This is a genomic window from Azospirillum brasilense, assembly GCF_007827815.1.
Lineage (GTDB): Bacteria > Pseudomonadota > Alphaproteobacteria > Azospirillales > Azospirillaceae > Azospirillum > Azospirillum brasilense_C.
The window spans coordinates 493,638-508,050 of sequence record NZ_VITH01000003.1; the positions used below are offsets into that span (position 1 = coordinate 493,638).

12 protein-coding genes are annotated in these 14,413 nt (G+C 70.8%); 10 read left to right on the forward strand and 2 right to left on the reverse strand.

Going from position 1 to position 14,413, the window contains the following annotated elements; translation table 11 throughout:
• Positions 1 to 12: 12 nt before the first annotated feature.
• From FBZ83_RS08925 to FBZ83_RS08975, 10 genes are all read left to right on the forward strand, one after another.
• A complete protein-coding gene (locus tag FBZ83_RS08925) occupies positions 13 to 666 on the forward strand; it encodes an isochorismatase family protein (RefSeq protein ID WP_145682099.1) in 654 nt (217 codons plus the stop codon).
• 94 nt (positions 667 to 760) lie between these two features.
• Positions 761 to 1,807: an AbrB family transcriptional regulator gene (locus FBZ83_RS08930; protein ID WP_145682100.1), complete on the forward strand. Its 1,047-nt coding sequence runs from the start codon at positions 761 to 763 to the stop codon at positions 1,805 to 1,807.
• 64 nt (positions 1,808 to 1,871) lie between these two features.
• Positions 1,872 to 2,582, forward strand: coding sequence for a GntR family transcriptional regulator (locus FBZ83_RS08935; protein ID WP_244947872.1), 711 nt, complete (start codon positions 1,872 to 1,874; stop codon positions 2,580 to 2,582).
• A gap of 407 nt (positions 2,583 to 2,989) precedes the next feature.
• Entirely contained in the window at positions 2,990 to 3,079 is a 90-nt protein-coding gene (locus FBZ83_RS08945; protein WP_035680142.1) for a K(+)-transporting ATPase subunit F, read from the forward strand.
• A gap of 10 nt (positions 3,080 to 3,089) precedes the next feature.
• Complete coding sequence (kdpA, locus tag FBZ83_RS08950; protein ID WP_145682102.1) at positions 3,090 to 4,799, forward strand: potassium-transporting ATPase subunit KdpA; 1,710 nt, start codon at positions 3,090 to 3,092, stop codon at positions 4,797 to 4,799.
• A gap of 13 nt (positions 4,800 to 4,812) precedes the next feature.
• Entirely contained in the window at positions 4,813 to 6,927 is a 2,115-nt protein-coding gene (gene kdpB / locus FBZ83_RS08955; RefSeq protein WP_145682103.1) for a potassium-transporting ATPase subunit KdpB, read from the forward strand.
• A gap of 10 nt (positions 6,928 to 6,937) precedes the next feature.
• A complete protein-coding gene (gene kdpC / locus FBZ83_RS08960; RefSeq protein ID WP_145682104.1) occupies positions 6,938 to 7,546 on the forward strand; it encodes a potassium-transporting ATPase subunit KdpC in 609 nt (202 codons plus the stop codon).
• 88 nt (positions 7,547 to 7,634) lie between these two features.
• Positions 7,635 to 10,379 carry a sensor histidine kinase gene (locus FBZ83_RS08965; protein WP_145682105.1) on the forward strand — a complete coding sequence of 915 codons (2,745 nt, stop codon included), beginning with the start codon at positions 7,635 to 7,637 and terminating at the stop codon, positions 10,377 to 10,379.
• Positions 10,376 to 11,074 carry a response regulator gene (locus FBZ83_RS08970; protein ID WP_145682106.1) on the forward strand — a complete coding sequence of 233 codons (699 nt, stop codon included), beginning with the start codon at positions 10,376 to 10,378 and terminating at the stop codon, positions 11,072 to 11,074. Before FBZ83_RS08965 ends, FBZ83_RS08970 begins: the two co-directional genes overlap by 4 nt.
• Positions 11,075 to 11,244: 170 nt before the next feature.
• Positions 11,245 to 11,904, forward strand: a complete 660-nt coding sequence (locus FBZ83_RS08975; protein WP_145682107.1) for a TerC family protein — start codon at positions 11,245 to 11,247, stop codon at positions 11,902 to 11,904.
• Positions 11,905 to 11,939: 35 nt separating this feature from the next.
• Here FBZ83_RS08975 and FBZ83_RS08980 read toward each other — a convergent pair whose 3' ends face one another.
• Together FBZ83_RS08980 and FBZ83_RS08985 are read right to left on the reverse strand one after the other, a co-directional pair.
• Positions 11,940 to 13,145 (reverse strand): ATP-dependent DNA helicase, encoded by a 1,206-nt coding sequence (locus tag FBZ83_RS08980; protein ID WP_145682108.1) that lies wholly within the window; start codon positions 13,143 to 13,145, stop codon positions 11,940 to 11,942.
• 65 nt (positions 13,146 to 13,210) lie between these two features.
• Entirely contained in the window at positions 13,211 to 14,404 is a 1,194-nt protein-coding gene (locus tag FBZ83_RS08985) for an MFS transporter (protein WP_145682109.1), read from the reverse strand.
• Positions 14,405 to 14,413: the final 9 nt, after the last annotated feature.

Consider the following 14,413-nt stretch of genomic DNA (forward strand, 5'->3'; position numbering starts at 1 on the left):
GGATCAACCCCCATGTTCAGTGTCACCGACGAGCTCAAGAACAACTATTCCGGCGTCTTCCAGAACCGGATCGGCTTCGGGCGGAAGGCCGCCATCATCTCCATCGACTTCATCGACTTCTACACCCAGCCCGGCGCCCCCTTCTTCGGGCAGGGTGTGGTGGACGCGACGATCGCCAGCGTGCCGCTCTACGCCGCCGCCCGCCGCGCCGGCCTGCCGGTCATCTACACCAAGGTCGTCTATGACGCGGCGGGGACCGAGGGCGGCATGTTCGTCAAGAAGATCCCGGCGCTGCGCGCCTTCACCGCCGACAACCCGCTGGCCGAGTTCGACGCCCGCGTGACGCCGGAGCCGCAGGACGTCGTGCTGGTCAAGCACCATTCCTCCGCCTTCTTCGGCACGCCGCTCAGCACCATGCTGCGCGTGATGGAGTGCGACACGGTGATCCTCACCGGCTGCTCGACCAGCGGCTGCGTGCGGGCCACGGCGGTGGACGCGGTGTCCCATGGCTTCCGCGTCATCGTCCCCGCCGAATGCGTGGGCGACCGCCACCAGGCCCCGCACGATTCCGCCCTGTTCGACATGAACGCCAAGTACGGCGACGTGCTGCCGGTGGCGGAGGTGATGGCCTACGTCGAGAAGCAGGCCGAGGCCGTGGCCGCCTGATCCAACCCGTTCGCCTCTGACCCTATCCGAACTTTATGGAGCGGTGGCGCGCCCGCGGCCGACCGGCGGGCGCGCCCCTGAGCAATCTGCCGACATGATGCCCCTTTCCAATCCCCTCCAGTGGTGCCTGCTGGTGGGGGCGACCCTCCTGTTCACCGCCCTGTTCATGGTGGCCGGCCTTCCCGGCGCGACGTTGCTCGGCCCGATGGCGGCGGCGATCCTGCTGGGGGTGCGCGGCGCCTCGATCGAGCTGCCCAAGCGCTTCTCCTGGCTGGCCCAGGCGCTGACGGGGGGCGTCGTCGCCCGGTCCATGGACGTGACCATCCTGCACGACGTGGCGCTGCACTGGTTCCCCATGCTGATGGCGCTGTCCACAATGCTGGCCGGCGCGGTGCTGGTAGGCTGGCTGCTGGAGCGGTCGGGCCGCTTTCCCGGCGGCACCGCCCTGTGGGGGACCATGCCGGGCGCCGCCCCGGCGATGATCGCCATGGCCGGCGATTTCGGCGGCGACCCGCGCTTCGTCGCCGTCATGCAGTATCTGCGGGTGATCGTGGTCGTCGTCCTGGCCTCGCTCGTCTGCCATTTCCTTCTGGGCGGCGTTCCCGTGCCGATCGCCGTTCCCGGCACCGTTCCCGCGCCATCGGCCTCCGTCGCGTCGACGCTGGCCCTGGTGGCGGTCGCGCTGGCCGGCGGCTGGGCCGGGACCGTGACACGGCTTCCGGCGGGGCCGCTGCTGGGGCCGATCCTGCTCGGCGGCACGCTCAACATGACCGGGCTGGTGGTGCTGGACTCGCCGTCCTGGCTGATCGCCGTCGCCTTCACGATCATCGGCTGGACGACCGGCCTGCGCTTCCGGCGGGAGCTGCTGCGCGATCTGGTGGCATCGGTGCCGCTGATGCTGCTGTCCACCTTCGGTCTGGTCGCGATGTCGCTCGGCTCCGCCTGGCTGCTGGTCACGCTGACCGGCAAGGACGCGCTGACCGCCTATCTGGCGACCAGCCCCGGCGGGTTGGATTCAGTGACGGTGGTGGCGCTGGGCAGCGCCGCCGACGTGCCCTTCATCCTCACTCTGCAGACTCTGCGGCTGTTCGGGACGATCCTGATGAGCGTTCTGCTTGTGCGATTCCTGCGCCGCCGATAGAACGCAATCCCTTGCCCCGCCATTTTCCAAGCGCCGGCGCCCGACGCCCCGGCCGGAGGACACCGTGACCCCGTTCAGCGATGAGAAGGCGACCGGGACCGTCCGGTCCGAGCAGGTCGGCTCCATCATGACCGCCCTGCGCAACCGGGTGCTGGAGGGCAAGCTGCTCCCCGGCACCAAGCTGAAGGAGGCGGAACTGGCCGCCCAGTTCGGCGTGTCGCGGACCCCGATCCGCGAGGCGCTGGTGGCGGCCGAGCGGGAAGGGCTGGTCACCTACGAGACCAACCGCGGCTACACGGTGCGCCAGTTCACCCGGCGCGACCTGCTGGAAAGCTATGAGATGCGCAGCCTCCTGGAGGGGCATGGCTGCCGCATCGTGGCGGAGCGCGGCCTGCCGCTCGATGTGGAGCGGGCGCTGCGCAACGGCCTCGACCGCGCCGAGGCGCTGATCGCCGGCGACAGCCCGCTGGAAGGGGAGGCGCTGGAGCAGTGGCGCCTGCTGAACCAGCGCTTCCACACCACCCTGATGGGGCTGGTGCCGAGCGGGCTGTTCAACCGCTCCTTCCAGACCGTCTACCGGGTCCCGAAGATCTACGACGTCCTGGAGATGGAGAAGGACGGTCCCACCCTGCGCCAGTACAACGAGGAACACCGCCGCATCCTTGACGCCATCGCCCGCCGCCAGAGTGGGCGGGTGGAGTTCCTGATGCGGGAGCATCTCCAGGGGCCGTGCGATTTGCTTCTCCGCCGGATGGAGGAAGCGCCGGGCGGGTGAGGGAGCGTGTCGCCGTGCTGACGGTGCCCCCTCCCTAACCCTCCCCCTCTTCGAGGTGGAGGGGACTGCCGCCGCTTCGCAGAAGGCACCCTCTCCCGCGCAGCGGGGGGGGCGGGGTGGGGGAAAGAACCTCACCATTTCATGCACTTACCAACCCACCATATACGCGTCGTATATTTCACGCCCCCCACCGCCCCCCTCGAATCTATACGCGCTTCGGGCGCAGCCTGATCGTGCCGGACACAGCCGTGCCGGCATCCGATCCACGCTGACGCGCGCCCGGCGGTCCGGACGCGCCCCGGAGGCAACCATGCTGGACATCATCGCGCTGGCGATCACCGCGGCCTTCTTCGCCGCGTCCATCGCCTATGTGCACGCCTGCGACCGCTTGTGAGGGGGGCCGGGCCATGATCGTCGATTACGCGCTCGGCGGCCTCGTCGCCGCCGGGCTGCTGGGCTACCTCGTGTACGCCCTGATCCGCCCCGAACGGTTCTGAGGAGACTCCCATGACCGTCAGCGGCTGGATCAACATCCTGCTCTTCGCCGCCCTCGTGGCCGCCGTGGCGCGCCCGCTCGGCGGCTACATGACGCGGCTGTTCAACGGGGAGCGCACGCTGCTGTCGCCGCTGCTCGGCCCCGTCGAGCGCGGGCTCTACCGCTTGGCCGGGGTGGACGCGAAGGCGGAGCAGCATTGGGTGACCTACGCCGTCGCCATGCTGCTGTTCAACGCCGCCGGCCTGCTGCTGCTCTACGCGCTGCAGCGCCTCCAGGGCGTCCTGCCCCTGAACCCTGCGGGCATGGCGGCGGTGCCCGCCGATCTCGCCTTCAACACCGCCGCCAGCTTCGTCACCAACACGAACTGGCAGAATTACGGCGGCGAAAGCACGATGAGCCATCTCGTGCAGATGGCCGGGCTGACCGTGCAGAACTTCGTGTCGGCGGCGACCGGCATCGCGCTGGCCGTGGCTCTGGTCCGCGGCTTCACCCGCACCGGGGCGCGGACGGTCGGCAATTTCTGGACCGACCTGACCCGCGGCACGCTCTACCTGCTGCTGCCGCTCAGCCTGCTCTACGCGCTGTTCCTGGTCTGGCAGGGCGTGCCGCAGACGCTGGCCGGGACGGTGGACGCCACCACGCTGGAGGGCGCCCGGCAGACCATCGCGCTCGGCCCCGTCGCCTCGCAGGAGGCGATCAAGATGCTGGGCACCAACGGCGGCGGCTTCTTCAACGCCAACTCCGCCCATCCCTTCGAGAATCCGAACGCCCTGACCAATCTGGTGCAGATGCTGTCGATCTTCGCCATCGGCGCCGGGTTGACCAACCTGTTCGGGCGTATGGCCGGAGACGAGCGGCAGGGCTGGGCCATCCTGGCCGCCATGGGCCTGCTGTTTTTCATCGGCGCCGCCGCCGTCTATTGGGCGGAGGCCCAGGGCAACCCGGCCTTTGCCGCCCTCGGGCTGGACAACGCCGCCGGCAACATGGAGGGCAAGGAGACCCGCTTCGGCATCGCCATGAGCGCCCTGTTCGCCGCGGTGACCACGGCAGCCTCCTGCGGCGCGGTCAACGCCATGCACGACAGCTTCATGCCGCTGGGCGGCATGGTGCCGATGGTCAACATGATGCTGGGCGAGGTCATCGTCGGCGGCGTCGGGGCCGGCCTCTACGGCATGCTGCTGTTCGCCATCGTTACCATGTTCGTCGCCGGGCTGATGGTCGGGCGCACGCCGGAATATCTGGGCAAGAAGCTGGAGGCGAAGGAGGTCAAGATGACCATGCTTGCCGTCCTCTGCCTGCCCCTGTTGATGCTGGGCGGCACCGCCTTCGCCGTGGTGCTGGACACCGGCCTCGCCTCGCTCGCCAACGCCGGACCGCACGGCTTCTCGGAGGCGCTCTACGCCTACGTCTCGGCGGCGGCCAACAACGGCAGCGCCTTCGGCGGGCTGTCGGGCAACACGCTCTGGTACAACCTGACGCTGGCCGCCGGGATGCTGGTGGGCCGTTTCCTGGTCATCGTGCCGATGCTGGCGGTTGCCGGCTCGCTCGCCGCCAAGACGCGCAGCGCGGCCTCGGCCGGCACCTTCCCGACCCACGGCGGCCTGTTCGTCGGGCTGCTGGCCGGAGTCATCCTGATCGTCGGCGGCCTGACCTTCTTCCCGGCGCTCGCCCTCGGCCCGGTGGCCGAGCATCTGGCGATGCGCGCCGGCCTCCTCTTCTGACCGGGGACCCTCCATGGACACCCATTCGAAAACCGCCACCCGGACTCCGGCCTCCACGCTGCTGGACTCGGCCATCCTGCTGCCCGCCGTCGCCGGCTCCGTCCGCAAGCTCGACCCGCGGCTGATGGCCCGCAACCCGGTGATGTTCTGCGTGGAGGTGGTGGCGGCGCTGACCACGCTGCTGTTCCTGCGCGACCTGCTTAGCGGCGCTGGGGGGATCGGCTTCTCCCTGCAGATCGTGCTGTGGCTGTGGTTCACCCTGCTCTTCGCCAACTTCGCGGAGGCGGTGGCCGAGGGCCGTGGCAAGGCCCAAGCGGCCAGCCTGCGCCGCACCCGCACGGAGACCACCGCCAAGCGGTTGGCCGGCGCGGGCTGGGAAAGCGTCCCGGCCACCGCGCTCAAGCCCGGCGACCTCGTTCTGGTGGAGGCTGGCGACCTCATCCCCTCCGACGGCGAGGTGGTGGAAGGCGTGGCCAGCGTCAACGAGGCGGCGATCACCGGCGAATCCGCCCCGGTCGTCCGCGAATCCGGCGGCGACCGCTCCGCGGTGACCGGCGGCACGCAGGTGATTTCCGACTGGATCAAGGTGCGGATCACCGCGGCCCAGGGCAACACCTTCCTCGACCGCATGATCGGGCTGGTCGAAGGCGCTCAGCGGCAGAAGACGCCGAACGAGATCGCGCTGAACATCCTGCTGGCCGGCATGACGGTCATCTTCGTCATCGCCGTGGCGACCATCCCCAGCTTCGCCGCCTACGCCGGCGGGTCGGTCGGGGTGCTGGTGCTGGCGGCGCTGTTCGTCACGCTGATCCCGACCACCATCGGCGCACTGCTGTCGGCCATCGGCATCGCCGGCATGGACCGGCTGGTCCGCTTCAACGTGCTGGCCATGTCGGGCCGGGCGGTGGAGGCGGCGGGCGACGTGGACACGCTTCTGCTCGACAAGACCGGCACGATCACGCTGGGCAACCGGCAGGCGGCCGAGTTCCTGCCGATCTCCGGCGTGGCCGACCGCGATCTTGCCGACGCCGCCCAGCTCGCCTCGCTGGCCGACGAGACGCCGGAGGGCCGCTCCATCACCGTCCTGGCGAAGGAGAAGTACGGAATCCGCGCCCGCGACATGGCCGGGCTGCACGCCCAGTTCGTGCCCTTCACCGCCCAGACGCGGCTGAGCGGCATCGACAGCGACGGCGTGACGATCCGCAAGGGTGCCGTGGACGCCGTGCTGGCCCATGTGCGGACCCTCGGTCCGGGCACCGCCAGCCAAGGCAACACGGTGACCGCGTTGCGCCCCGATCCCGCCCTGGAGGCGGCGGTGCGCGAGGTGCAGGCCATCGCGGAGCGCGTCGCCAAGTCCGGCGGCACGCCTCTGGCCGTCGCCCGCGACGGTCGGCTGCTCGGCGTCATCCACCTGAAGGACATCGTCAAGGGCGGCATCCGGGAGCGCTTCGCGGCGCTGCGCCAGATGGGCATCAAGACGGTGATGATCACCGGCGACAACGCCATGACCGCCGCCGCCATCGCGGCGGAGGCCGGGGTGGACGACTTCCTCGCCCAGGCGACGCCGGAGATGAAGCTGCAGCTCATCCGCGACGAGCAGGCGCGGGGCAAGCTGGTCGCCATGTGCGGCGACGGCACCAACGACGCCCCGGCGCTGGCCCAGGCCGACGTCGGCGTGGCGATGAACACCGGCACCGTCGCCGCCCGCGAGGCCGGCAACATGGTCGACCTGGACAGCGACCCGACCAAGCTGATCGAGATCGTGGAGATCGGCAAGCAGCTGCTGATGACCCGCGGCGCGCTGACCACCTTTTCCATCGCCAACGACGTGGCGAAATACTTCGCGATCATCCCCGCCATGTTCCTGGCCTTCTACCCGCAACTGGGCGCCCTGAACGTGATGGGGCTGGCCAGCCCGGAGAGCGCCATCCTGTCGGCGATCATCTTCAACGCGCTGATCATCGTGGCGCTGATCCCGCTGGCGCTGCGCGGCGTCGCCTACCGGGCGGTGGGCGCGGCGCGGCTGCTGCGCCGGAACCTGCTGATCTACGGGCTGGGCGGTCTGATCGTGCCCTTCGTCGGGATCAAGCTGATCGACCTGCTCGTCACCGCCATCGGACTCGTGTGAGGACCCCGCCATGATCAAGGAACTGCGTCCCGCCCTCGTCATGATCGCCGCGCTGACCGTGGTGACCGGGCTGATCTACCCGCTGGCCGTCACCGGCATCGCCCAGGCCGTCTTTCCCCATCAGGCCAACGGCAGCCTGATCGAGCGGAACGGGACGGTCGTCGGCTCCGCCCTGATCGGCCAGGGCTTTGCCGGGGAGGGCTATGTCCATGGGCGGCCCTCCGCCACGCTGGGGCCGGACCCGGCCGACCCATCGAAGAGCGTGCCGGCGCCCTACAACGCCGGGGCCTCCGGCGGCTCCAACCTCGGCCCGACCGCCCAGGCGCTGGCCGACCGGGTGCGGGAGGAGACGGAGCGGTTGAAGGCCGAGAATCCGGGCGTCCCGGTGCCGGTCGAGCTGGTGACGGCCTCGGCCAGCGGTCTCGACCCGCATCTGTCGCCCGCCGCCGCCGACTTCCAGGTTCCCCGGATCGCCCGCGCCCGTGGCATTACGGAGGCCCAGGTCCGCGCCCTGGTCGCCCTGAGCACCGAGCCCTCATTGCTCGGACCGCTGGCGGAACCGGTGGTCAACGTGCTGCGGCTCAATCTCGCCCTCGACGCCGCCACGGCGACGCATTAGCTGAAGGTCAACAGGCGGCCCCGCTCCGTCTCCCGCGCCGGCGGGGGAGGGGAGGAGAGGCCGCCGATCCGTTCTGAAAGCCGCCCCGATGCCGAACGACCGAACCGCCGCTACCGCCCGGCCTTCGCCTGACGCGCTCCTGCGCGCGGCGGCGCGGGAGGGGCGCGGGCGGCTGAAGCTGTTCCTGGGTGCGGCCCCCGGCGTCGGCAAGACCTACGAGATGCTGCTGACCGCCCAGGCCAAGCGGCGCGACGGGGTGGACGTGGTGGCCGGCGTGGTCGAGACCCATGGCCGGCGCGAGACCGAGGCGCTGATCGCCGGGCTGGAGGTCATTCCCCGCCGCAAGGTCGAGTACAAGGGCCGCCGGCTCGACGAGATGGACCTCGACGCCATCCTCGCCCGCCGCCCGGCCATCGTGCTGGTGGACGAGCTGGCCCACACGAACGCCCCCGGCAGCCGGCACGCCAAGCGCTACCTCGACGTGGAGGAGATCCTCGCCGCCGGGATCGACGTCTACACGACGATGAACATCCAGCATGTGGAGAGCCTGAACGACGTCGTCGCCCGGATCACCCGCGTCCGCGTGCGCGAGACGGTGCCGGACTCGATCCTCGACCGCGCCGACGACATCGAGGTCATCGACATCACGCCGGACGACCTGATCCAGCGGTTGAAGGACGGCAAGGTCTATGTCCCGCGCACCGCCGAGCGGGCGATCCGCCACTATTTCTCCCCCGGCAACCTGACGGCGCTGCGCGAGCTGGCGTTGCGCCGCACCGCCCAGCGGGTGGACGACCAGCTTCTCACCCACATGCAGGCCCACGCCATCGCCGGTCCCTGGGCGGCGGGGGAGCGGCTGCTGGTCTGCGTGAACGAGGACCCGGCCTGCGCCGCCGTCGTCCGTTACGCCCGCCGTCAGGCCGAGCGGCTGCGCGCCCACTGGACCGCGCTGCATGTCGAGACTCCGCGCAGCCTGCGCCTGAGCGAGGCCGAGCGCGACCGCATCGCCGACGCGCTGCGGCTGGTCGAAAAGCTGGGCGGCGAGGCGGTGACCATCCCCGGCGGCGATGTCGCCGGCACGGTGGTCGAGTATGCGCGGACCAACAACGTCGCCCACATCGTCATCGCCAAGTCCCACCGCGGCCCCTGGGCGGAGCTGCTGCGCAGCTCGATCGCCTTCACCTTGATCCGGCAGGCCGGCGGCATCAGCGTGCACGTCATCGCCGACGACGCCGAGGAGCCGATCCCGCCCAAGACCGTGCGCACCGCGGCCCCCCGGCGCCCGGCGCTGTCCGGCTGGCCCTATGCCGCCGCCACCGGCTACGTCGCGCTGGCGTTGGGCGTCGGGGAGGTGCTTCAGCAGGTGCTCGACGTCAGCAACGTCGCGCTGGTCTTCCTGACGGCGGTGCTGGCCAGCGCGGTGGCCGGCGGGCTGGGGCCGTCGCTCTACGCCTGCGTCGCCAGCATCCTGGCCTTCAACTACTTCTTCCTGAACCCGCTCTACACCTTTTCCATCGCCGATCCGGAGAACATCGTCGCGCTGTTCTTCTTCGCGGTGGTCGCGGTGATCGCCAGCAACCTGACCGCCCGCGTGCGCGCCCAGGCCGTCACCGCCCGGCTGCGCGCCAAGACGACCGAGGACCTCTACGGCTTCAGCCGCAAGCTGGCCGGCGTGGTCACCATGGACGATCTGCTGTGGGCGACCGCCCACCAGATCGCGGCGATGCTGAAGGTGCATGTGGTCCTGCTGCTGCCCGACGGCGGCACCGTGTCCGTCCGCGCCGGCTACCCGCCGGAGGACGAGCTGCGCGAGGCCGACCTCGCCGCCGCCGTCTGGGCCTGGGAGAACAACCGGCCGGCCGGGCGCGGCTCGGACACGCTGCCCGGCGCCAAGTGGCTGTTCCTTCCCCTGCGCACCGGGCGCGGCCCGGTCGGGGTGGTCGGCATCGACACCGACACCGCCCGCACCGGCAAGCCCGGCGCCCTGCTGACCCCCGACCAGCGCCGGCTGCTCGACGCGCTGACCGATCAGGCCGCTCTCGCCATCGAGCGCGTCACCCTGGCGGAGGATGTGGACCGCGCCCGACTGGCCGCCGAGACGGAGCGGCTGCGCTCGGCCCTGCTCACCTCGATCTCCCACGACCTGCGGACGCCGCTGGCCTCCATCCTGGGATCGGCGACCAGCCTGACCGCCTACGGCGCCGGGATGGACGAGGCGTCGCGCCGCGACCTCGCCGCCACCATCCAGGAGGAGGCGGAGCGGCTGAACCGCTTCATCGCCAACCTGCTGGACATGACGCGCCTGGAATCGGGAGCGATCCGTCCGCGCACCGGCCCGGTCGATCTGGCCGAGACGGTGGGCAGCGCGCTGGGGCGGGCGGGGCGCATCCTGGCCGGGCACCGGGTGGACGTCGATCTGGCCGCCGACCTGCCGATGCTGGAGGCGGACGACGTGCTGTTCGAACAGGTTCTCTTCAATCTGCTGGACAACGCGGCCAAATACGCGCCAACAGGCTCGCGGATCGAGGTCGGGGCGTCGCGGGAGGACGGTCGGGTGCGCATCGAGGTGCGGGACGAGGGCGACGGCATCCCGGCGGCGGATGTCGAGCGCATCTTCGACAAGTTCTACCGCGTCCAGGCCCAGGACCGGCAGCGCGCCGGGACCGGGCTGGGGCTGGCGATCTGCCGCGGCTTCGTCGAGGCGATGGGCGGCACCATCGCCGCCGGCAACCGCAAGGACCGCTCCGGCGCCGTCTTCACCCTGACCATGCCCGCCGCCGCCGCCCTGCCCGATCTTGAGGGGCCCGGCCTTGAGGAAGAGGGGACGCCATGAGGTCGGACACCCTGCCGCTGCGCGTCCTGGTGGTGGACGACGAGCCGCCGATCCGCCGCTTCCTGCGCACCACCCTGTCCGCCCAGGGCTACGACATCGCCGAGGCGGAGGACGGGGCGGGCGCACTGGAGGCGATGCGGCGGCGCCCGCCGGACCTGCTGGTGCTCGACCTCGGCCTGCCGGGGATCGGCGGGCTGGAGGTGATCCGCCGCCTGCGCGCCGACGGTGTGGCCGCCCCGATCATCGTGCTGTCCAGCCGCGCCGACGAGGCGGGAAAGGTGGAGGCTCTGGACCTCGGCGCCGACGACTATGTGACCAAGCCCTTCGGCATGGACGAGCTTCTCGCCCGCATCCGCGCCGCGCTGCGCCACCGCCTGCAGCAGCAGGGGGAGCGCCCGCTGTTCCGCAGCGGCGACCTCGCCGTCGATCTGGTGCGGCGGATCGTGACCGTCCGCGGCGCCGAGGTGAAGCTGTCGCCCCGCGAATACGACCTGCTGCGCCTGCTGGTCGCCCATGCCGGCAAGGTGCTGACCCACCGCTTCATCCTGAAGGAGGTCTGGGGGGCGGACACCGACGTGCAGTATCTGCGCATCTACATCCGCCAGCTCCGCCAGAAGATCGAGGCGGAGCCGGAGCGCCCCTCGCACATCCTGACCGAGACCGGGGTCGGCTACCGGCTGCGCGCGCCGGACTGATCCCGCCCTCACCTCCATTGCAACCCACCGCTGCACGCCAAACCTGCTGCGCCGTGGTTGGATTCGTGCGACAGAACCCCCAGGGCCGCTGTTCCTGGCGAATGCCCCAACAAAAAAGATGACCGCACACCGCCATTGAACCCAACCGCAGCTTTCGAAGAGATTTTCATATGGAAAGCGTCGATCTCTGGTCGCAGCTCACCGCCCTCGGGCAGGTGGTCGCCATCGACCTCGTTCTCGCCGGCGACAACGCCATCGTGGTCGGCATGGCCGCCGCCGCCGTTCCCGTGGAGCAGCGCCGCAAGGTAATCGTCTGGGGCATCGGTGCCGCCATCATCCTGCGCATCTTCTTCGCCCTGATCACCACCCAGCTTCTTGCCATCATCGGGCTGACCCTGGCCGGCGGCGTGCTGCTGCTGTGGGTCTGCTGGAAGATGTTCCGCGAGCTGCGCTCCGGAGGGGCGGATGAGGTAACACCCGACGAGGCGCTGGCCGCAACCGGCTCCGGCTCCGGGGACGCCGCGGTCGGTGCGGCGGTGGCGACGACCACCTTCGGCGCGGCGGTCTGGCATATCGTGGTGGCCGACGTGTCGATGTCACTGGACAATGTGCTGGCGGTGGCCGGTGCGGCCAAGGACCATCCGACGGTCCTGGTCCTCGGCCTGCTGCTGTCGGTCATCCTGATGGGCGCCGCGGCCAACGTGATCGCCCACATCCTGCACAAGCACCGCTGGATCGGCTGGATCGGCCTCGCCATCATCACCTATGTGGCGCTCGACATGATCTGGCGCGGCGGCAACGAGGTGCTGACCCAGGCCCATCTGCTCTGACGCGTCACCATGTCCCTTGCCCGCCCCAGGGGCTGTCACCCCGCAACGCCGTCGAGTTCCGGCATCCGCCAGTTCCCGCCGAGGTCGGCGTTGCGCAGCAGCAGGAACAGCTCGTCCTGCGAGCGGGTGACGGCGGTGTAGAGCCAGCGCCACTTGTGCTCGCGGAAGGCGGCCGAGTCGTCGAGCACGGTGACCGATGGGAACTCCGACCCCTGGGCGGAATGGCAGGTGATCATCCAGGCCCAATCGAACTGCTGCACGTCGCGCTCCACCCGCGGTGCCTTGGTCTCGCCGCTGTAGTGGGCCTGGAACATCCAGGGGTGGACCATCAGCTTGCTGCGGGGTTTCACCTCGTCCTCCATATGGACGCCGAGCGACCACAGCCCGTCCTGGCGGCCCCGCCCCTCGGCCGCCGGGCGGGTCAGCGTGCCGATCATGCCGTTGAACAGCCCCTCCTCGCGGTCGTTGCGGCGGCAGATCACCCGCTCGCCGGCCTGGGGCATCACCGTGTCGAAGCCGTGGCGGGTGCGGATGCGCCGGGTGAAGTCGGTGCGCACACGGTGGGTGCCGCAGATGGTCTGGGTGTCCACCCGCAGGGCCAGCGGCTCGGTCACCCGGTTCAGCGGCAGCACATGGGCGTTCCCGGCGGTGCCGAAACGGCGCGGCAGCTCCTGCCGACGCAGCAGATGGGCGAGCCGGATCACCGGGCTCTCCCGCGCCGTGCGGTGCGGCTCGACCAGCCGGAAATCCGGCTCGCCCTTGGTCAGCGTGCCCTGGCCGGTCACCGGGGGGAGCTGGTAGTCGTCGGCGATCATCAGGATCTTCTTGCCGGAGCGCAGCAGATCGCCCGCCACGTCGTCCCCGACCATCGAGCCCTCGTCGCAGACGATCAAGTCGGCCTCGGCGAACTTGCCCTCCGACTTGCGGGCGAAGAACAGCTCGCCGGTGTCGTCGTCCTGCCGCGGCGCGTAGATCAGCGAATGCAGCGTCGCCGCCCGGTCGATGCCCTTGCGGCGCAGCACCTGCGCGGCCTTGCCGGTGGGCGCGCCGACCACGAAATTCTCCAGGTTGCGGCGGTCCTGGAGGTGGTCCAGCGCGAAGACGGTGGTCTTGGTCTTGCCGGTCCCAGCCTCGCCGGCCAGCCAGAACATCTGGGGGGCCGCGGGGTCGGCGTACCAGGCGTCGATGGCCTGGATCGCCCGGAACTGCTCGTCGGTCGGGGTGTCGGTGGTGCTGGGCATGGAGCGCGGGGGAGGGGGCTGCTGGGCGGGACACAGTAGCCCGCCCGGCTGCCCGCGGCCAAGCCTTACGGCTCCGCCCGGAAAGGGCCGCTGATGAGGCGGCGCAGGCCGGCGAACAGGGTCAGCCCGCCCGACACCACCCCGACATAGACGAACAGCGCGTCATGCCCGAACAACTCCATGGCCGCCGTCGCCAGCAGCGGGCCGAGGGCGGCGCCCAACGCCCAGGCGAGCAGCAGCGCGCTGGCCAGCGGAACCGTCTCCTCCACCGTCACATGGTCGTTGGCGTGGGCCACGCAGATCGCGTAGAGCGACAGCGCCGCGCTGCCCCACAGGGTGAACAGGCCGAGCAGGACGGTCTGCGGCGCCGCCCCGCCGGGCGGGTTGGCGAAGGCGGCGATCAGGAAGGCGGCGACCGTCGCCACCGCGGACACCGCGAAGATCACCAGCCGCCGGTCGTGCCGGTCGGAAAACCGGCCGATCGGCCATTGCAGCACCACGCTGCCCACCTGGATGCCCGACATGATCAGCGCGACCCCGGCGGCGGGCAGGGCCAGCCCGGCGAGCCAGGCCGGGCCGATGCCGGTGACCGCGGTGTTGCACAGCCCGACCATCAGGCAGCCGGCGAAGGCCACCGGCGCCCGCCGCACATACTGCCAGGGCGAGGGCGCCGGCCCCTTCGGCGCGGCGCTGGCCGGCGGGCGGATCACAGCCACCGGAACCAGCGACAGGCCGTAGCAGCCCGCCGCCAGGACGGTCAGCCACAGGGCCGACAGGTTCGGGCTGGCGAGCAGCATCTGGCCGCCGATCACCGCCACCTTGCAGGCGATCATGTAGAGGGAGAAGACGCTGCCCCGCGACCCCGGCGGCGATAGGGCGGCCAGACCGCTTTCCGCGACGGTGAGCATCCCGACGTAGGACACCCCCATCAGCAGCCGCAGCCCGACCCAGGCCTGGGCGTCGGGCAGCAGGTTCAGCAGCAGCGTGGCGGCGGCGGCGAGCAGCCCGAAGGCGGCGAAGGACCACACCCCGCCCACCCGGCGGATCATCCAGGGGGCGGCCCAGCAGCCCAGCACGAAGCCGACCGAATAGGCCGAGGCCACCGCCCCGACGACCAGCGGCGGGGCCGCCGCCTCGGCGAGGCGGAGCGGCAGCAGGATCTGCAGGATGCCGTTGGCGACCTGGATGACGCAGACGCCGAGGATCAGCGCGGCCAGCACCATGAGCGGCGAGGCGGGCGCCCGTTGGGTGTGGAGCAAGATGGACGG